The following is a 17,329-nucleotide window of genomic DNA, read 5'->3' on the forward strand; positions in this document are numbered from 1 at the left end:
CCTTCAGCCGTTGAATCGGGCATCGCGTTTCTCGACGAACGAGTCGCGTGCTTCCTGAGAGTCCAGTGAGCGGTAGGCTTCGAGGGTGAAGCCCTGCTCCCAGCGGTATTTGTCTTCCAGATTGCCGTCTTCGATGCCGGTCAGCGCTTCCTTGGCCAGGCTGATCATGCCCGGGCTCTTGGCGGCGATGGTGCGGGCGATCTGCAACGCGGCTTCGCGCAAGTCTTCGCGCTTGACCACCTGCTCCACCGCGCCCAGGCGGTAAGCTTCGGCGGCGTCGATCGGCTCGCCGGTGAAGTACATGTGGCGGACCTTCTGCACCGGGAACAGGCGCTGCAAATGCGCGCCGCCACCCATGGCCCCGCGATCCACTTCCGGCACGCCGAAGGTGGCGCACTCAGACGCGACAATGATGTCGGCAGCGCCGCAGATGCCGATGCCGCCGCCCAGCACGAAGCCGTGCACGGCCACTATCACCGGTTTCGGGTTGCGGTGAATGGCCTTGAAGCTGTCGTAGTTGCCCTTGTTCACCGCGACGATCAGGTTGCCGTCGGCGGCCAGTTCCTTGATATCGACCCCGGCACAGAAGCCGCGACCTTCAGCACGGATCAGGATCACCCGCACGTCGTCGTTGCGGCCCAGGCCCTCGATCTCGCTGGCGATGTCGGCCCAGCCCTGGTTGTTGAAGGCGTTGACCGGTGGCCGGTTGAACACCAGTTCGGCAATGCCGTTATCGATGCTGACGCTAAATGGTTTCATGGTTTCCTTCCTTCACAATGCATGGCCCCTTACGACACACGGCGGCACAGCTCGCCCAGGCGCGCTTCGGCGTCGCGGACGATCTGTTCAATCAATTGGGCGCAGCTGGGCAAGCTGTCGATGGATGCGGCGATCTGTCCGGCAGGCAACACGCCCGCGGCCGGTTGCCCGTCGACCATGGCTTTCTGGATCACCATCGGCGCGTTGGCGGCCATGATGCTTTGCGCGGCGGTCAACTCTCCGGCACCGCGCATCTTCAGCGCGCTGGTCAGCAGTTGCGTCAGGCTCATGCCCGTGTGGCGGCGGTAGGCCAGACCACTCTGCAAGGCCAGCAACAGGCGCTTGAGACCGCCGCTGTTTTCCAGCTGGTTGAGCAACTCGTTGCGGATCATCCGTTGCGGCATGCCGTCGATGGCGCGGCTGATGATGATCGCCGCCGGGTCTTTCACTGCCAGGTAACGCGCCAGGGTCGCCTGGGGCACCGGGCTGTCGGCACACATCAAAAAACGTGTGCCCATGGCGATGCCTTCGGCACCGTAGGCCAATGCAGAAACCAGGCCCTTGCCGTCCTTGAAGCCGCCCGCCGCCACCACCGGCACCGAGACCGCATTGACCACTTGATCAAGCAGCATCAAGGTCGGCACGGAACCGGTGTGCCCCCCGCCCTCGCCGCCCTGTACGGTCACCGCATCGGCGCCCATTTCCACGGCTTTCTGCGCATGCTTGAGCGCGCCGACCGTGGGAATGCACACCACCCCGGCATCTTTCAGGCGGCTGATCATTTGCTTGCCCGGCGAACGGCTGTAGCTGACCGCACGGACTTTGTGGCGCAACACCAGCTCGACGATCTCGCCGGCATTGGCCTGGTACATGTGGAAATTCACCCCGAACGGCTGGTCGGTCAGGCGCCGGGTTTCAAGGATCGCCGCTTCCATCTGCTGCGGTTCGATGGTGGCCCCGGCGAGAAAACCGAAACCACCGGCATTGCCCGTGGCCGCCACCAGTTTCGGATCGGCGACCCAGCCCATGGCGGTCTGGATGATCGGATAGCGGCAACCGAGCAGCTCGGTCAGGCGGGTATTCAACGAAATCGCCATGCTCACGCCTCGCCCGTTTTGCGCTGGGAACTGGCCATGGCCTTGGCGTCGTAGCCGCCGAGGCGGTCGCCGGACACCAGTTCGTTGTGGGCATGGGCGAAGTGATGCAGGCCGAACACCATGTCCATGGTCGCGCGCTTGCCCATCAGGTCTTCGGCGTTGTTCACCGCTTGCTTGCTCAATTGCAGGCCCAGGCGCGGCATCTGGGCGATGCGCCCGGCGATGTCGAGGGTCTGCTGCTCCAACTCGTCGCGAGCAACCACCCGATTGAGCATGCCCATCTGATAGGCACGCGGTGCCGGCATGCGTTCGCCAAGGAACAGGAATTCCTTGGCGATGCGCGGGTTCAATTCATGCACGTGGGCGAAATACTCGACCCCGGGAATGCCCATGCGCACCACCGGATCGGCGAAGTACGAATCCTCGCTGGCGACGATCAGGTCGCAGACCCAGGCCAGCATCAGTCCGCCGGCAATGCACGCGCCTTGGACCATGGCGATGGTCGGCTTGGGCATCTCGCGCCAGCGCCGGCACATGCCCAGATAGACCTCCTGCTCGCGGGCATAGAGAAACTCGCCGCCCGGTTTGTTGGCGTGGTCGTACCAAAGGCTCGCCCGATCGAACGTCTTGTCGACGTCGCGGCCCGGGGTGCCGATGTCATGCCCGGCCGAGAAATGCTTGCCGGCACCGCGCAACACAATGACCTTCACTTCATCGTCATCGCAGGCCCGACGAAACGCCGCGTCCAGCGCATAAGTCATCTGCGAGTTCTGTGCGTTGTGGTACTCGGGGCGGTTCATGGTGACGATTGCCACCGCCTCGCGCACTTCGTACAGGACCACCTCGGCCTCGTTCTTGTCGTTATGTTCAGCCATCACTTGTCTCCGAAAACGCGGGCGCTCAGCGCTGGCCTGGCGGGTTGTCTTTAAGCTGCAGGGCGCGCAGGTTGTGCGGGTCCAGACGCTGGATCAGTTGCAATTGCTCGGTGGTCGGGGCCGCGGTGGTCGGGCAGTCGTCCGGCACGTGCAACTCGAAGCCGGTGTTGTCCTGGACCTGCGCCGCCGTCACGCCGGGGTGCAGCGAACGGATGCGCATCTGCCGTTGCGGGCCTTGGAAATCCAGGACGCAGAGGTCGGTGATGATCAGGCGAATGTCGATGTCGTCCAGCTTCCAGCCACGCGCCAGGCGGGCCGGGTTGTAGCCGACCGAAGCGACCATATCGACCTCGCCTTCGACGAACACCCGACGGTTGTGGCTCGGCACGCAAAACGAGTTGGCGTGGCTGATCGAGTTGCCGGGGAAACCGCGCACACCGAGCATCTGCGCCTTGGGTTTGGCGTAGTCGCCGATGCAGGAAATGTTCGCCTGGCCAAAGCGGTCGATCTGGGTCGGGCCGACCAGTGCATGGCGCTTGCCGCCCCAGACGTTGTCGAAAATCCGCGAGAAACCCATCCAGCTGTCGCGCTTGGGCTCATAGCCCTTGCGTGCGCCCAAAGGCACCGGTTCGGCGACCATGTAGGCTTCGGAGTCGGTCATCAGCAGTTGCGGGTTGCTGGTCAGCATGGCCAAGGATGCCGCCAGGCGCGGGATCACGCCGATGCCGGAGGCCAACACTTCGCCGTCTTCGCGCCAGGCTTCGGAGGCGGCGCAGATCATCAGCTCGGCGAGGCTGTAAGTGGTAGTGCTCATCGCAAGGCTCCCTTAGAAAATCGGCAACGGCAGTTCACGGATCGCAGCCAGGCCGCCAACCTTGTCCAGGTACTGTTCGTGGGTGCAGTCGATGTATTCCCGCACGTAACCTTCCCAGCCATCGGCGGCCTGCACCGTGGCGTTGTAGGCCTTGAAGTGCGCGACGTCGAACCCGTACAGCGGCGCGCAGGACGACGGATGCGCACCGCCCGGCACGTGGGCCACGGCGGTGGTCAGGTTGCGTTCCCAGAACACTTGATGGGCATGGGCGCTGTCCTGATGGAAATACTCGCTGTCGACCAGTTCATCGCAGGTCACGTAGCTGTGGGTTGCGGCCCGTACGAACAGGTCGTCCATGTAGTGATCCGGGCCGCTGATCTGGCACACGCCGCGTTTGTCGGCACGGTCGACGTGCACCAGTGCTGCGTCGAGCTTGAGGGCCGGCATCGCCACCCAATCCTTGCCATCGGCGTAGGGCGAGGCGATCAACTTGATCTGGCGGTTGTGGCGCAGCACATCGGTGCCCAGGCCCACGGCGGTCGGAATGAACGGCACATTCATCGCCGCCGCCCGCAGGCCGAGCAGCAGCATGCCTTCATCGATCTCCATCACATCCAGCGCCGCCTCCTGGCGCGCCTTGCGGAAGTACGGCTCCAGCGGAATGAAATCCAGGGAGACGAAGGCGAACACCAGTTTCTTGATCTTGCCGGCCGCGCAGAGCATGCCGACGTCCGCACCACCGTATGCAACAACAGTTAGCTCCTTGAGGTCCGAGCGCAGAATCTCCCGCACCAGCGCCATCGGCTTGCGGCGCGGGCCCCAGCCACCGATACCGATGGTCATGCCGTCACGCAGTTGGCCGACGATCTCGGCGGTGCTCATTTGCTTGTCCATCGTCATGTTCCTCATTGGCGACCGACACTGAAGTCGTGGCCCCAGTGGCTGACCACGGTGCTTTCGAACGGCGTATGGCGGTCCCAGTCGACCACCAGGCCGTCGCATCCGTACTCCAGGTCAAACCCGGACGGGGTCTTGATATAGAAAGAAATCATCTGGTCGTTGGTGTGCTGGCCGAGGGTGGCCGACAGCTTCACGCCGTTGGCGTGGACGCGATCCAGGGCGCGACCGACTTCGTCCAGCGCGTTGACTTCGACCATCATGTGCACGCAGCCGTGGGGCATCGGGCACTCGAAAATCGCCAGCGAGTGGTGGCGACCGTTGTTGCAGTGCAGGAAGTGGATGCGCTTTTGCGGCTCGGCCGGGTCCGGGGTGAAGCGGACTTTCATCAGGTCCGACAGGCCGAATCCCATCACTTGTTCGTAGAAGTCGCGGCAGCGTTCGAAGGCCGGCGCCGGCAACACCACGTGGCCCATGCCGAGGTCGTTGGTGACAAAGCCTTTGACGCCCACCGGCGAAACAAAACGGGCGAAGTCCTGCAGCGGGCCCCAGAAAATTTCGTGGCGGTTGCCATCCGGATCGCTGAAGTGCACCAGCTCCTGGACCTTGCGCAGTTCGGCTTCGGACGCGGTGCCACGGGTCACTTGCACGTCGGCCTGTTGCAGCTCGCTGACCGCCTGCTGCAGCGCCGCTTTGCCGGCCACTTCCCAGCCGCAGGCACCGAAGCCGTTCTCGGCACTGTTCTGCACCAGCACGCGGTAATGACGCTCGTCCATTTTCAGGTACAAAAGCTCATCGTCGCCGCTGACCATCATGCCCAGCACCTGGCTTGCGTAATGGCGCCATTGCGTCAGGTCGCTGGATAACAGGGTGACGTAACCCAGACCACGGATATCCATGGATGCACTCCTCGTTTTACTCAGGCCGTGCCGCCCTTCGGCGACTGCCGGGGGAGACTTTATGTAGGGCCTATTCAAACGGGTTCGGGGAGGAGCAACATCGTCCAATGGGACTAGCGGATTTGATGGGGTTCACGCAATAAACTGTGGGAGCGGGCTTGCTCGCGAAGGCGGTGTGTCAGTCAACAGAGATGTTTGATGACAGGGCCCCATCGTCGGATCGCCGCCCGGAGCAAGCTCGCTCCCACAGGGCATTGGTGCAGGCTAAAAAAACGGGCCATACAGGCCCGTTTGAGGAAGGTTCGAAGGTATGAAACTTATCTTTTCTTACATTCTTCAAGCTCGTTTTGGCTTTTCAAAATCGTAGCTATACCTAACCGATACTTGCAGTACTGGATGACCAGCTGTCGCTCCGTATCGCTCAGCTCACTCAATTTTTTGTCATCTGATTCGTACGCGAAAATATTGTCAAACTTCATCTGTAGTGTCGGACTTTTCTTGATGAAAAATACTTTTTCCGGGTAAGCGTCTTCCATCTTTTCGTAAAAGCCAATGTAGAGGACAGCGAAGAGTGCGATCGGAAAAATAATAAGCAGCGGTTTCATGATGAAGGTGGTTGCATGAGTTGGGTTTTGATTCGAAGGACTCTCACCAGGTCCATCCCGATGTTGCCAGGGCAAATTTTTCCTTCGCCGGCTTACATGGGGAATTCACGGTGCCCACCCAAAGTAGTCACCCTGAAAACACTGGTCAGAGCTTGAATCAAGTTCAGTAGCGCGTCGATTTGTACGGCAGGGATTTCCTGGTCCATATTGCCATGCATGGTTTCAAGAGCCTGACGGGCAATAGAAACCATATCGCCACCTTCTTCCGCGGTTGTCAGGTTTTCCAGCAAAACGATGCCAATAACACCTGTGTTGTAGTTATGTACGCTTGAGCCTTTGAACCGGATGTCCCGTCCCTCAAAAACTTTACCCATACAGTCGATGCCGTAGTGGTAACCGATGTCATCAAATTTGGCCTGATGCTCGCTCTGAATCGCAAGCATTTGTCCTGCGCCGAAACCACAGCCCACACTTCTACCCGCATGGTGAAGTGCGATCATCGAGTAGTCCCAGTCGTCGACCATTTCGCCTTTTACTTCTTGAGCTCCCCAGGACGATCTTTCTACAAATTCATGACCATTTTTTCGGGCGAGCCTAATGATTGCTTCTCTCATCGCAGCTCTATCGTTGACAGTAATGGCAGTAAGGGTTGCTGGCTCGTCGGAGAGGACATCGCTCGCCTTCGCCTTGATAGCAAATTGTTGAGCCATGTTTGAGCGTTCTTGAGGTAGCGGGCTTGCGACCAGTTCGGTTTTTGGCAACGGTGGCTTGCGTTGGTCGGCAGAAGCGACAAGAGGATAATCCCACGACTCCACACGACAGCGCACTCCAATGCGTGAATAGTTACCTGTTGTGTCTTCACTCAGCGGGCTGAAAGGGTCACTGCAAACCAACAGCCAATCGCCGTCTTTCACCGTAGTCAGTATTTGTTCAATAACGTCGTACGTCAGCTGACCACGCGAACGTCCATGAGCCAGTAAAAAATCATTCAGCCCCAAGAACTCGTCACGGCGGCTCAGAAGCGCCTCTCGCACTCTGGACACGGCAAAGAATGGCGATTCGATTTGATTGAAACCAATACCTTGACGCTCGCGGTCTCGCTGATGAATAAGGCGCATCCACATAAACCATCCTCCTTAATAACGACGCACTCCAACAACATTGGTGGGCGCCGATTTCCTTGTAGAGGGTCGCAGAATAAACAGCCTATAGACCACTCAGTCAAGGTGCAGAAATCCCTGTAGGAAGAGTCGCTGTGATTACGCAATTTTGACCGTGCCGCAGTACCTGTGGGATTGAGGTTGCTCCCACAGGGGTCAGTGGTGTTGCGGCTTTATGCAGGTGGTTCGATTTGATCGAGCACGCGGTTCGCGGTGATTTCGGCGAGCATGACGCTGTTGGAAATGCCCAGCAGTGCATTACGGTCACCGCCCTCCAGATGATCCACCAGTTGATGCACCATCACATCCACCGAGGCCAACGTCTCGACCAGATAAACCACCAGGGTTTCGGTCGTGGCCTCAGGGTCGACGCTGAACAGCGTGCTGATTGTTCGAGGGGTGGCTTTGATGTCGGCGATTGAAGGGAAGTGGTAAGCGAGGGCTCGCTCGGCGGCTTCGTTGAGTTTTTTGGAATCGGGGCTTTCGTAGGGAGATGTCGGATCAGCGTCCGGAGGATTTGGCGTAGGTTTGATCATAGTGTGGATTCCTGATGTGGGCTGGAACCACTTCTCTACTAAAAGAAGGGGTGGCAGCTGTACGCAGGTTAGTAGACCGGGGAATCCAAGAAGCCGGCGCGCCCAAGGGCGCCCTACGTACAGCCACCATCAAAATGCAGGCATACAGCCTGATTGATGCGTTGTACGTCTTGGATTAAGCCTCGGGCTACTAAACCCGATCACTGGGAATCAGTGACACAGATCAAGTTACCGAGGGGCCCCAAGGCGCACAAGCCGGCGGATTCTGGCGTACCTGTAGGCAACGACGCAAGGCGTTGTAGCTTTCAAGAAGTGATTCCGACAGGCATTAAACAACCCTCACAAACACCCATAGGAGCTGCCGAAGGTGTCGTGGCTGTGGGCTTACTGCAGGTATAAAAAAACGGGCCATAAATGGCCCGTTTGAGGAAAGTGCGATTGTGTTCACAGCCGAGGAAAATCCTACAGGCTCAAGATGCTGCGCATTTGCGCTGTGATTACTGGGTAGACTTGGCTTCTCGCACTTTCTTTTGCTCTGCCAGGGCTATTTCCTTGAAATCATAGGTCGGAAAGAACTCTGTCCGGTAACTTCCCCACGCGGTGTTTTCAAGTGCGAGGTTGACCGCTGCGAGACGCGAGGCAGGCAGGCGCAGAACGATGACCTGTCCTATCCCCATGGTTATATTCCAGCTGACAACCTCCACCCCGGCCGGAGGGAACACCTTGTAAAACTCCTGTTTGGCGAGTTGCTCTTTCAACTCTCCCAATGGGCGCGATTGATCGTGCTTCAGGAAAACAGTCAGCATGAGTGCATTATCTGGCGTGGCGATAGCGTCTTTTGCCGCCGAAGGCGTTGTCGGCTGTGCATGGGCGCCAGCCGAGTATATTCCGGCCAGCAGTAGCGTAGACATCAATAGCGCTCTGAACTTCATACTCATGTTGCACCTTTTATTTTTAGGGTTTTTATGGATGTTATTTCAGAGTGGCGTCATTTAACGCGGACACCTTGAAGCATCGAAATAATTACTTAACAAATGACTACCGAAAGGCGTTTAGTGCGACATCGAGGTTTTTAAAGGTCCTTTGTAGGGCGCATGGACCACATAGATCCGGACAGGGGCATTGGTGTCTACCATGTCACGAGGCACCTCTCGTGAGTAGGTGAATTCTTCGTCATTCAACTTTTCCAGTCTTCTGACCACCGTTCTGACCGTTCCTTTATCAGGCACCAGGATATGCGTTGTTTTGTCACCGGTGACAAGGAAGTAACCGCCGCCGCCATTGTCATACTTTGATTGCCCGGTTTCGGTATAAAAAAATTCATAGCGATTACGTCCGGGATCCCACATTGATATTCCAACAACACCCGGATATTTCTCCTTGACGTCTACTTCCGGGGCTCCCTCTAGGTAAACCTTGGTTGTCAACCATTGAGGAGATGTGGCAAGTGCTTGAATATCAGTCTTATCCTCCATCTGCTTTCCGTGGCTGACAAGTGGACTGAGTAGTCCAGCGAGGAGCAGGCCTGTAAACATTGCGTTGTATTTTCGCATGGAATGATTCCTTGCCGAGTTTAGTGGCGACGCTTGTTTGTTGTTTTTGCTCTCGTAAAAAATAATCACTGCGAGCAGCTGATGAAATATAGGAGTGATATCAACCACTCACAACACCCAGGTATATATTTGAAACAATTACAGCAGCAATGACCTTCAATAAAGGCCAACAAAATAATGGGCGTTTGGACCTCTTCGTCAAGACCGGGAAATCACTGTAGGAGTTTTCGCTGATCGCAACTTTTTCGGAGTCGATGGAAAATAAAGATCAAAAAATCGCAGCCTTCGGCAACTCCTACAGAGGTGTGGTGGCTGCGGGATTAGTGCAGGCATAAAAAAACGGGCCTTGGGGACCCGTTGGAAAGTTGGCCTGGCGTCCGTGCCAGGCCTGAAACATATGGGATTGATAGCCTTGTGCTGCATCCTGTGGCGAGGGGGCTTGCCCCCGCTGGACTACGAAGTAGTCCCAAATCCAGGCGACACGGAATGTCTGAAAAACCGTGCAACCCTGTTTTGCGACCGCTGCGCGGCCGAACGGGGGCAAGCCCCCTCGCCACAGGTTCGGTCCGAATGGAGAGCATTCGTTAACCAACAGGCCTCGTCCGGCATCAGCCCTTGCGAAAGTGCGGAATCACCTTCTCGCCAATGTTCTTCAGTGTCTCGAGCTGCGCCCACTGCGGCACAGTGCCCATCTGGCAGATGAACAGGATTTCGTCGGCGCCGGCGTCGATCAGCCGCTGCACGTAGCCGATGCAATCCTCGACGGTGCCGTAGGCGTGGTTCGGGTTCATCATGGCCATGGTCGGGTCGGAGAAGTCGACGCTGACTTCTTCGGAGGCGAAGCGCGACTTGATCACGCTCTGGCCGTTGCCGTCGACGAAGGTGTCGTCCTTCCACTTCTCCGGATCCGGGCGCTCGCCACCGCCGTACCAGTAGCCCAGGGATTCCATGAAGTAACGCTGGCCACGGATACCGATGCGGCGCGCTTCTTCGTTGTCGTCCAGCACGATGGCCGGGCACAGCGCGGCGATGTGGCGGTTAGGACGGAAGCCCACTTGCTTCTTCTCATCGCGATTGTCGTAGGCCGTGTGATACACCTCGACCTTCTTGGCGATTTCTTCCGGGCCACCGAAGCCCAGCACCAGCGCGCCCATGCCACGACCGCCGGCATTTTTCAGCGACTCGGTGTTGGTGCACGCCAGGTACATTGGCGGGTGCGGGTCCTGGTAAGGCTTTGGATGGATCGGGCGCTTGGGGATCTGCACGAAGTCGCCGTTGTGCTCGATCTCATCCTGCACGAACATTTTCGGGATCAGGTACATCATCTCGTCGATCTGCGGCTGCAAGGTCGCCAGGTCATAGCCGAAGGTACCGGCTTCCTGCTGGGTGCCGCCCTTGCCGACGCCAAAGTGCACACGGCCCTTGGACAGCAGGTCGAGGGTGGCGATGCGCTCGGCGACTTTCACCGGATGGTTCATCGCCGGAGGCAGGCAGACCACGCCGTGGCCGATACCGATGCGCTCGGTTTTACCGGCCACGAAAGCCAGCATGGTTTCCGGCGCGGACATGTGCGAGTAGTTGCTCAGCGCGGTATGTTCCACGCACCAGAAAGTGTCGAAGCCGAGCTTGTCGGCGAGGACGGCCTGCTCGACCGTGTCTTCGAAAATCTTGCGGTCGCCTTCGCGGCTTGAGTCCACCGTCTGGGCTTCGTAAATCAGGGAAAATTTCATGGTTGATCCTTGTGCTTATTTGGATGCGCAGTCGGCGCCGTAGACCTTCGCCTTACCGCCAATGCTCGTGCATCGACGGGGCGCTCGAATCACGCAAACGGACTAGCCCGTTTCATAGAAAAAGAGCTGTAGGGAAGCGTCAGAGGAAAAAATCGCTGCTGTCCTGCCCCATGCTCACGCCGCCAAGGTTCCAGGCGTACTTGGCCGGGCTGTTGGCGACGTGGGCGCGACCGGTGTGAATGTCGCGGAAGGCACGGTTGATCGCGTGACTGCGGAAGATCGTCGAGGCACCGCTGTTGAACATCAGGTCACCAACCGCCTTGGCGCACTTGTCGGCCACCAGCGCCGAGTCGTAACGCATCTTCACCCGCTCGGGCATGCTCAACGGCTCGCCCTTCTGCGCGCGCTCCAGCATCAAGGCGAAATTGCGATGCAGCACGGTCTTGCATTCATCAACGCAGACCATGGCATTGGCCAGCGACGATTGCGCGGCCGGGTCCTGGACCATCTTGCGACCGTCATTGACCCCGACCCGGGCGCGGTTGTGCTCGACAAACTGATCCACCGCGCCTTGCAGCGCGCCGATAGCGGACGACGACACCGCACGCACGAAAATCTGCCCGAACGGCAGGCGGAACAAGGTCGCGGTGTTGACCGCATTGCCCGGACTGTTCTGCATGAAACCGTCGAGCGCGCGATGGGTGCGGTACTCGGGAACGAAGGCGTTTTCCACCAGAATGTCGTGGGAGCCGGTGGCTTCCAGGCCCATGACGTTCCAGTTGTCGAGAATCTGGTAGTCGCTGCGCGGCACCAGGAACGTCCGGTAATCCGGCGCCCCGCCCGCCTCTTCCGGCGGCACCAGCGCACCAAGGAACGCCCAGTCGCAATGCTTGCTGCCAGAAGAAAAACCCCAGCGACCGCTCAACTTGAAACCACCGTCGACCCGCTCGACCTTGCCCACCGGCATATAGGAAGAGGAGATCAGCACGCTGGAATCGCTCCCCCAGACATCCTGCGCGGCGCGGTCGTCGAACAGCGCCAGCTGCCAGTTGTGGATCGCCACCACCCCCAGCACCCAGGCCGATGACATGCAGCCTTCGGCCAGGGTCATCTGCACGTCGAAGAAATCCTTGGGCTCCAGCTCATAGCCTTCCCAACGGGACGGTTGCAGGATGCGAAAGAACCCGGCGTCGTGAAAATCCTTCAGGGTTTCTTCAGGCAACTGCCCGGCTTGCGCAGCATTCAGGGCGCGTTCACGCAGGATCGGCACCAACTCACGGGCACGTTGGCTCAGACGCTGGCGAATCAGGTCTTGGTTGAGCATTTTTATTGTTCTCCTTTGTTCACCCCATCCGCCGGGGCGCGCGTGCAACGGGGCGGGTGTAGTGCCCCTACGCTGGCATTCAAACAATGCGCAAAGCGGCGGGCATCCCTCAAACGGACCATGTGGTTTTGGGGAACAGGTATCTGGGTGGGGGTGAATCAGAAAGTGATGTACCTGGTCGACTGACAGGTCGCTATCGCGAGCAAGCTCGCTCCCACAGGTACTCAGTACATCAGCAAGATTTCGGTCAGCTGGCAGGCCATCTTCGCGAGCAGGCTCGCTCCCACAGTTGATCCGGGTATGCCTGCGAGAGATTGGTCGGCTGGCAGGCCGCCTTCGCGGGCAAGCCCGCTCCCACAATTTGAACGGTGGGCATCAGCAAGATCTTGGTCGGCTGTCAGGCCGCCATCGCGAGCAGGCTCGCTCCCACAGAAGAGCAAAAGCAGAGCAGCCCACACCACGCCGCTTCTCACCACTCATCAGGCCGAGCGTTAGCTCGCCTGCAGCTCTTGATCTTGATCCACCCGCCCCCTCGGCAGGCTGAGCGCAGGTGTTCATCCGGGGATGGGCGCGCAGCGCCGTTCGACGCAGTCGAACTCATTGCATGTAGGTCGAAGCGAAGCCGACCGGAGGGCAATGCCCCCGGATGAATACCGGAGCGAAGGTACCCCGAGCCTCAGCGAGGGGCCGTACGTAAGGGGCGAGCGTTTTTTGCTTCCTTTTTTAGGCGCTTGTAAAAAAGGGAGTCGCCGTAAGGGCGAAACAGCCAGCCGCCGTTACCGCAGAAACGGATATGTACACAACCCAAACCACCAGCCTGGTCGGCCCAGAGGCCGCCAAGGCCTAGTCCCCTCGGACGATGTGACGACTGGACGTCGGAGCAAGAATCCATCGCACTCCACCCCCAACAAAAAAGGCCCAGTGCGATGAACGACGCCAATCTCAAAGCCGACATGCTCCAGGCCATGCGCCGCCTGGCCAAGTCCGTCACCATTATCAGCACCAGCAATGGCTCCGAACGCTTCGCCATGGCCGCCACCGCGGTCGACTCCCTGAGCACCGAGCCGCCATCGCTGCTGATCTGCGTCAACAAGACCGCCTCGCCCCACGCCGCACTGGCGACCGGCGCCGACTTCTGCGTCAACATCCTCGGCGTCGACCAACAAGACCTGGCCAACCTGTGCAGCGGCGCGATCAAGGGCGAAGCACGCTTCGACCGTGGCAACTGGCTCACCAGCCCCGGCGGCATTCCGTACCTGGGTGACGCCCAGTCGGCGATCCTCTGCCGCCAGGACGGCCACTTCAGCTACGGCACCCACACCGTGTTCATCGGACGCATCCTGCAGATCCACACCACTGATGCCATCACCCCGCTGGTCTACCTCGACGGCAGCTACACCACCACCGCCAAACCCGCACCTTCTCTAGCAGCCGCTGGCTGAGGCCCGAACATGGACAGCCTGAACCGGTTGACGGCGTTGCGAGTGAACAGCGCCGACCAGTTGCCATGGGATGACCGCTGCGACTTGCTGATCGTCGGGTTTGGCGGAGCTGGCGCCTGTGCCGCCATCGAAGCCAGCACTCGCGGCCTGTCGGTGCTCGCACTGGATCGCTTCGAAGGCGGCGGCGCCACGGCACTCAGCGGTGGCGTGGTCTATGCCGGTGGTGGCACGCCGTATCAGCGCCAGGCTGGCTATGAAGACACCAGCGAGGCCATGTTCAACTACCTGCGCCAGGAAGTCGGCGAAGCCGTCAGCCACGAGACATTGCGGGCGTTCTGCAAAGGCAGCCGTGAACAACTGGCCTGGCTGGAACGACAAGGCGCGGCCTTCGAAGCCAGCGTGCCGCCGCACAAAACCTCGTACCCGAGCGACCAGTACTACCTTTATTACTCGGGCAACGAAGCCGTGCCGGCCTATGCCGCCAGCGCCAAGCCGGCGCCCCGCGGCCATCGCACCAAAGGCCCGGGCATGTCCGGCGCCAGTCTGTTCGCCCCGCTCAAGGCCAGCGCCTTGCGCCACGGCGCACGCCTGCGCAGCCAGTGCGAAGTGCGGCGGCTGGTGCTCGACCTCGACGACAAGGTCCTAGGCGTCGAAGCCTGGCAGTTGCCGTCGGGTAGTCGCGCAGCCAAACAACATGCGCGCCTGTCGCGCTGGGCCGCGGCCATTCACATGTACGCTCCGGCCTTGGCCGACCGCTTGCGCGCTCGCCAGCGTCGCATCGAACAGACCAGCGCCATCCGCCAATTGATTCGCGCCGAACAGGCAGTGCTGTTGAGCAGTGGCGGCTTTATTTTCAATCGTGATCTGGTGCGCCAACACGCGCCGCAATACCTGGCCGGTCTGCCGCTGGGCGCCACCGGGTGCAACGGCAGCGGCATCGCCCTGGGCCAGAGCGCCGGTGGCAGCGTGGCGCGGATGGACAAGGTCAGCGCCTGGCGTTTCATCAATCCGCCACTGGCCTGGGCCCGCGGGCTGATCGTCAATGCCCGCGGACAACGTTACGCCAACGAAGAAATCTACGGCGCGACCCTCGGCCACGCCATGGTCGAAGAACAGGACGGTCGCGCCATTCTGGTGCTCAACCGCGCGCTGGTACGTGAGGCATTGAGTCAGGTCGGTCCCGGCAAGGTATGGAATTTCCAGCGCCTGCCGGTGCTGCTCAACCTGCTGTTCAACGCCAAGCGCAGCACCAGCCTGGCCGGGTTGGCCAAGCGCTGCCATCTGCCGCCGGAACTGCTGCGCCAGAGTGTCGAACGCTATTCCCGCGCGGCACGGGGCGAGGTGGCCGACGAATTCGGCAAGTCCGCAGCGATGCTCGCCAACCTCGACCAAGGCCCGTGGTACGCCCTCGATCTTTCATTCGCCAGCAAACTGTTCCCCTGCCCGGTCATCACCTTGGGCGGGTTGAAAGTCTGCGAGGCCAGCGGTCGGGTGCTGAACCCTGCCGGCCTGCCAATAAACGGCCTGTACAGCGCCGGACGCAATGCGGTCGGGGTCGCCTCCAACCTGTATGTCTCCGGCCTGTCCCTGGCCGATTGCATCTATTCCGGTCGCCGGGCTGCCGCCCACGTGGCCGACCAATTCGCACTTCAAACCGCACGATCAGGAGAACAACAATGCAACGTGTAGAAGGCAAAGTCTGCATCATCACCGGCGCCGCCAGCGGCATCGGTCGCGAAGACGCCCTGCTGCTGGCCCGCGAAGGTGCCAAAGTGGTACTGACCGACCTCAACGAAGAAGCCGGTCGCCAGGCGGCTGCGGAAATCGGCGCCAACGCGCTGTTCATCCGCCACGACATCGCCAGCGAAAGCGACTGGCAACACGTGGTCAAGACCACCGTCGAACACTTCGGCCGCCTCGACGTACTGGTCAACAACGCCGCGATCCTGGCCCTGGGCAGCATCGAAGACACCACCCTGGAGCTGTGGCAGAAGGTGCAGAAGATCAACGGCGACGGCTACTTCCTCGGTTGCAAGTACGCCATCCAGGCGATGAAGGAAAGCGGTGGCGGCTCGATCATCAACATGTCGTCAGTCGCCGCCCTGGGCGCCATGCCGATGTTCTGCGCCTACTCTGCGTCCAAAGGCGCGGTGGCGGCGATGACCCGCTCCATCGCCCTGCACTGCAAGCAGCAGGGCTATCGCATCCGCTGCAACAGCGTGCACCCCGATGGCGTGAACACGCCGATGACCCAGGCCCTGGCCGGTGGTCAACCGATCCCGCAGCAAGCGCTGGACCAGGACCCGATGAACCGCATGGCCGCGCCACGGGACATTGCCAACGTGGTGCTGTTCCTCGCCACCGACGAGTCGCGGTTCGTCAACGGTGCCGAGATCCGCGTCGACAATGCCCAACTGATCAGCGGGCTCTGAGGTCGAGGTGAATATGGGCACGCAACAACAGAACCTGACCCCGGCCGAACACACGACGGCAAGCGTCTCATTGCAAGTGTGCGCGGTGATCGACGAGACCACTGACGCGCGCTCGCTGGTGCTGGACGTACCGCCAACCCTGCGTGAGCGCTTTCGCTACAAACCGGGCCAATTCCTGAGTTTTCGCGTGCCCTTCGCCGGCAAATTGTTGACCCGCTGCTACTCCATGGCCAGCTCGCCCCTCGCGGACCCGCTGCCCAAGGTCACGGTGAAACGGGTCGACGGTGGGCGGGTGTCGAACTGGATGAACGAAGTCCAGGTCGGCGACTGGCTGGAAGTATTGCCACCGGCCGGGCATTTCTGCCTGGACCCGCAGGTGGAGACCGAAAAGCCCCTGGTCCTGTTCGGGGGCGGTTCGGGCATCACCCCGGTGTTTTCCATTCTCAAATCAGTGCTCCATGGCAGCCGGCGGCCGATCAAATTGATCTACGCCAACCGCGATGAAGCGTCGGTGATTTTCAAGGACGAGCTGTGCCAGTTGATCAAGGCGCATCCTGATCAACTGCACGTGGTGCACGTCCTCGATTCGGTGCAGGGTTTCCTGACGGACCATCAGGTCCGTCATCTGCTGCGCGGATCGGCCGGCTGCGACTACTTCATCTGCGGGCCGGGCCCCTTCATGGACACCGTGGAGCGCACGCTGCTGGCACTGGGCGAGGCGGCCGAACGCATACATGTCGAACGTTTCGTCTCGCCACCGGACCCCGACGAGCTGTTGGCCGAAGAAGCCCTCGCCCGCGAGGCCGCGATGGGGTCGCAGTGCGAGGCGCTGATCGTCGAGCTCGACGGCCAGCAACACGAAATTGCCTGCCAACCCGGTGACACCTTGCTGCAAAGTTGCAAAGCGGCTGGCCTGGACGTGCCATCATCCTGCGAAGAAGGTTTTTGCGGCGCCTGCATGTGCGTGGTCAAGGAAGGTGAGGTCCAACTGGCGCGCAACGATGTGCTGACCCCCAAGGAACTGGCCGACGGCTGGACGCTGGCCTGCCAGAGCCGCCCGACGGGTGCCCGGGTACGCCTGAAATTCCCGGATTGAGGCTACGCATAACCCTGTAGGAGCGAGCCTGCTCGCGATGGACGTCAACGATAACGCGCCCTGTCTGAATGAACGCGGTGCCCAGACGTTTTTCGCGAGCAGGCTCGCTC

17 protein-coding genes are annotated in these 17,329 nt (G+C 60.2%); 4 read left to right on the forward strand and 13 right to left on the reverse strand.

Annotated features, from left to right (window positions below; all coding sequences use genetic code 11):
• Nucleotides 1-3 precede the first annotated feature (3 nt).
• The 13 genes from ACXX83_RS15020 to ACXX83_RS15080 form a co-directional block, all read right to left on the reverse strand.
• A complete protein-coding gene (locus ACXX83_RS15020) occupies nt 4-759 on the reverse strand; it encodes an enoyl-CoA hydratase family protein (protein ID WP_217835771.1) in 756 nt (251 codons plus the stop codon).
• Nucleotides 760-788: 29 nt separating this feature from the next.
• Entirely contained in the window at nt 789-1,856 is a 1,068-nt protein-coding gene (locus ACXX83_RS15025; RefSeq protein ID WP_126050373.1) for an NAD(P)H-dependent flavin oxidoreductase, read from the reverse strand.
• A 2-nt stretch (nt 1,857-1,858) separates the two neighbouring features.
• Entirely contained in the window at nt 1,859-2,731 is an 873-nt protein-coding gene (locus tag ACXX83_RS15030; RefSeq protein WP_458548970.1) for an enoyl-CoA hydratase, read from the reverse strand.
• Nucleotides 2,732-2,756: 25 nt separating this feature from the next.
• Nucleotides 2,757-3,545, reverse strand: coding sequence for a CoA-transferase subunit beta (locus ACXX83_RS15035; RefSeq protein ID WP_407801110.1), 789 nt, complete (start codon nt 3,543-3,545; stop codon nt 2,757-2,759).
• Between the two features lie 12 nt (nt 3,546-3,557).
• Entirely contained in the window at nt 3,558-4,439 is an 882-nt protein-coding gene (locus tag ACXX83_RS15040; RefSeq protein ID WP_458548971.1) for a CoA transferase subunit A, read from the reverse strand.
• Nucleotides 4,440-4,450: 11 nt separating this feature from the next.
• Nucleotides 4,451-5,341 (reverse strand): VOC family protein, encoded by an 891-nt coding sequence (locus ACXX83_RS15045; RefSeq protein WP_458548972.1) that lies wholly within the window; start codon nt 5,339-5,341, stop codon nt 4,451-4,453.
• A gap of 317 nt (nt 5,342-5,658) precedes the next feature.
• Nucleotides 5,659-6,021 (reverse strand): hypothetical protein, encoded by a 363-nt coding sequence (locus tag ACXX83_RS15050; protein ID WP_458548973.1) that lies wholly within the window; start codon nt 6,019-6,021, stop codon nt 5,659-5,661.
• Nucleotides 6,022-6,038: 17 nt separating this feature from the next.
• Entirely contained in the window at nt 6,039-7,070 is a 1,032-nt protein-coding gene (locus ACXX83_RS15055; RefSeq protein ID WP_458548974.1) for a peptidoglycan recognition protein family protein, read from the reverse strand.
• 209 nt (nt 7,071-7,279) lie between these two features.
• Complete coding sequence (locus tag ACXX83_RS15060) at nt 7,280-7,642, reverse strand: DUF6124 family protein (protein ID WP_458548975.1); 363 nt, start codon at nt 7,640-7,642, stop codon at nt 7,280-7,282.
• Between the two features lie 497 nt (nt 7,643-8,139).
• Entirely contained in the window at nt 8,140-8,574 is a 435-nt protein-coding gene (locus tag ACXX83_RS15065; RefSeq protein ID WP_458550206.1) for a hypothetical protein, read from the reverse strand.
• 120 nt (nt 8,575-8,694) lie between these two features.
• The gene (locus ACXX83_RS15070; RefSeq protein ID WP_458550207.1) at nt 8,695-9,195 is read right to left on the reverse strand and encodes a DUF4822 domain-containing protein; all 501 of its coding nucleotides are present in this window, start codon (nt 9,193-9,195) and stop codon (nt 8,695-8,697) included.
• 608 nt (nt 9,196-9,803) lie between these two features.
• Entirely contained in the window at nt 9,804-10,925 is a 1,122-nt protein-coding gene (locus tag ACXX83_RS15075) for an LLM class flavin-dependent oxidoreductase (protein WP_116581264.1), read from the reverse strand.
• Between the two features lie 139 nt (nt 10,926-11,064).
• Nucleotides 11,065-12,249, reverse strand: a complete 1,185-nt coding sequence (locus ACXX83_RS15080) for an acyl-CoA dehydrogenase family protein (RefSeq protein ID WP_458548976.1) — start codon at nt 12,247-12,249, stop codon at nt 11,065-11,067.
• 926 nt (nt 12,250-13,175) lie between these two features.
• Between ACXX83_RS15080 and ACXX83_RS15085 the strand changes: the two genes are divergently transcribed.
• Genes ACXX83_RS15085 through ACXX83_RS15100 form a run of 4 tightly spaced genes read left to right on the forward strand, consistent with a single transcriptional unit; the run spans nt 13,176 to nt 17,219 of the window.
• Nucleotides 13,176-13,691 (forward strand): flavin reductase family protein, encoded by a 516-nt coding sequence (locus tag ACXX83_RS15085; protein ID WP_015094274.1) that lies wholly within the window; start codon nt 13,176-13,178, stop codon nt 13,689-13,691.
• Between the two features lie 9 nt (nt 13,692-13,700).
• Nucleotides 13,701-15,380 carry an FAD-binding protein gene (locus tag ACXX83_RS15090; RefSeq protein WP_458548977.1) on the forward strand — a complete coding sequence of 560 codons (1,680 nt, stop codon included), beginning with the start codon at nt 13,701-13,703 and terminating at the stop codon, nt 15,378-15,380.
• Nucleotides 15,368-16,123, forward strand: a complete 756-nt coding sequence (locus ACXX83_RS15095) for a glucose 1-dehydrogenase (RefSeq protein ID WP_458548978.1) — start codon at nt 15,368-15,370, stop codon at nt 16,121-16,123. Before ACXX83_RS15090 ends, ACXX83_RS15095 begins: the two co-directional genes overlap by 13 nt.
• Nucleotides 16,124-16,136: 13 nt before the next feature.
• Complete coding sequence (locus tag ACXX83_RS15100) at nt 16,137-17,219, forward strand: 2Fe-2S iron-sulfur cluster-binding protein (RefSeq protein WP_458548979.1); 1,083 nt, start codon at nt 16,137-16,139, stop codon at nt 17,217-17,219.
• Nucleotides 17,220-17,329: the final 110 nt, after the last annotated feature.

The sequence above is a fragment of the Pseudomonas sp. GNP012 genome, assembly GCF_054343835.1.

Excerpts from the sequence above, each read along its gene's own strand:
- ACXX83_RS15020 (WP_217835771.1), bottom strand. The coding sequence starts at position 759 with ATGAAACCATTTAGCGTCAGCATCGATAACGGCATTGCCGAACTGGTG.
- ACXX83_RS15025 (WP_126050373.1), bottom strand. The coding sequence starts at position 1,856 with ATGGCGATTTCGTTGAATACCCGCCTGACCGAGCTGCTCGGTTGCCGC.
- ACXX83_RS15030 (WP_458548970.1), bottom strand. The coding sequence starts at position 2,731 with ATGGCTGAACATAACGACAAGAACGAGGCCGAGGTGGTCCTGTACGAA.
- ACXX83_RS15035 (WP_407801110.1), bottom strand. The coding sequence starts at position 3,545 with ATGAGCACTACCACTTACAGCCTCGCCGAGCTGATGATCTGCGCCGCC.
- ACXX83_RS15040 (WP_458548971.1), bottom strand. The coding sequence starts at position 4,439 with ATGGACAAGCAAATGAGCACCGCCGAGATCGTCGGCCAACTGCGTGAC.
- ACXX83_RS15045 (WP_458548972.1), bottom strand. The coding sequence starts at position 5,341 with ATGGATATCCGTGGTCTGGGTTACGTCACCCTGTTATCCAGCGACCTG.
- ACXX83_RS15055 (WP_458548974.1), bottom strand. The coding sequence starts at position 7,070 with ATGTGGATGCGCCTTATTCATCAGCGAGACCGCGAGCGTCAAGGTATT.
- ACXX83_RS15060 (WP_458548975.1), bottom strand. The coding sequence starts at position 7,642 with ATGATCAAACCTACGCCAAATCCTCCGGACGCTGATCCGACATCTCCC.
- ACXX83_RS15065 (WP_458550206.1), bottom strand. The coding sequence starts at position 8,574 with ATGAAGTTCAGAGCGCTATTGATGTCTACGCTACTGCTGGCCGGAATA.
- ACXX83_RS15070 (WP_458550207.1), bottom strand. The coding sequence starts at position 9,195 with ATGCGAAAATACAACGCAATGTTTACAGGCCTGCTCCTCGCTGGACTA.
- ACXX83_RS15075 (WP_116581264.1), bottom strand. The coding sequence starts at position 10,925 with ATGAAATTTTCCCTGATTTACGAAGCCCAGACGGTGGACTCAAGCCGC.
- ACXX83_RS15080 (WP_458548976.1), bottom strand. The coding sequence starts at position 12,249 with ATGCTCAACCAAGACCTGATTCGCCAGCGTCTGAGCCAACGTGCCCGT.
- ACXX83_RS15085 (WP_015094274.1), top strand. The coding sequence starts at position 13,176 with ATGAACGACGCCAATCTCAAAGCCGACATGCTCCAGGCCATGCGCCGC.
- ACXX83_RS15090 (WP_458548977.1), top strand. The coding sequence starts at position 13,701 with ATGGACAGCCTGAACCGGTTGACGGCGTTGCGAGTGAACAGCGCCGAC.
- ACXX83_RS15095 (WP_458548978.1), top strand. The coding sequence starts at position 15,368 with ATGCAACGTGTAGAAGGCAAAGTCTGCATCATCACCGGCGCCGCCAGC.
- ACXX83_RS15100 (WP_458548979.1), top strand. The coding sequence starts at position 16,137 with ATGGGCACGCAACAACAGAACCTGACCCCGGCCGAACACACGACGGCA.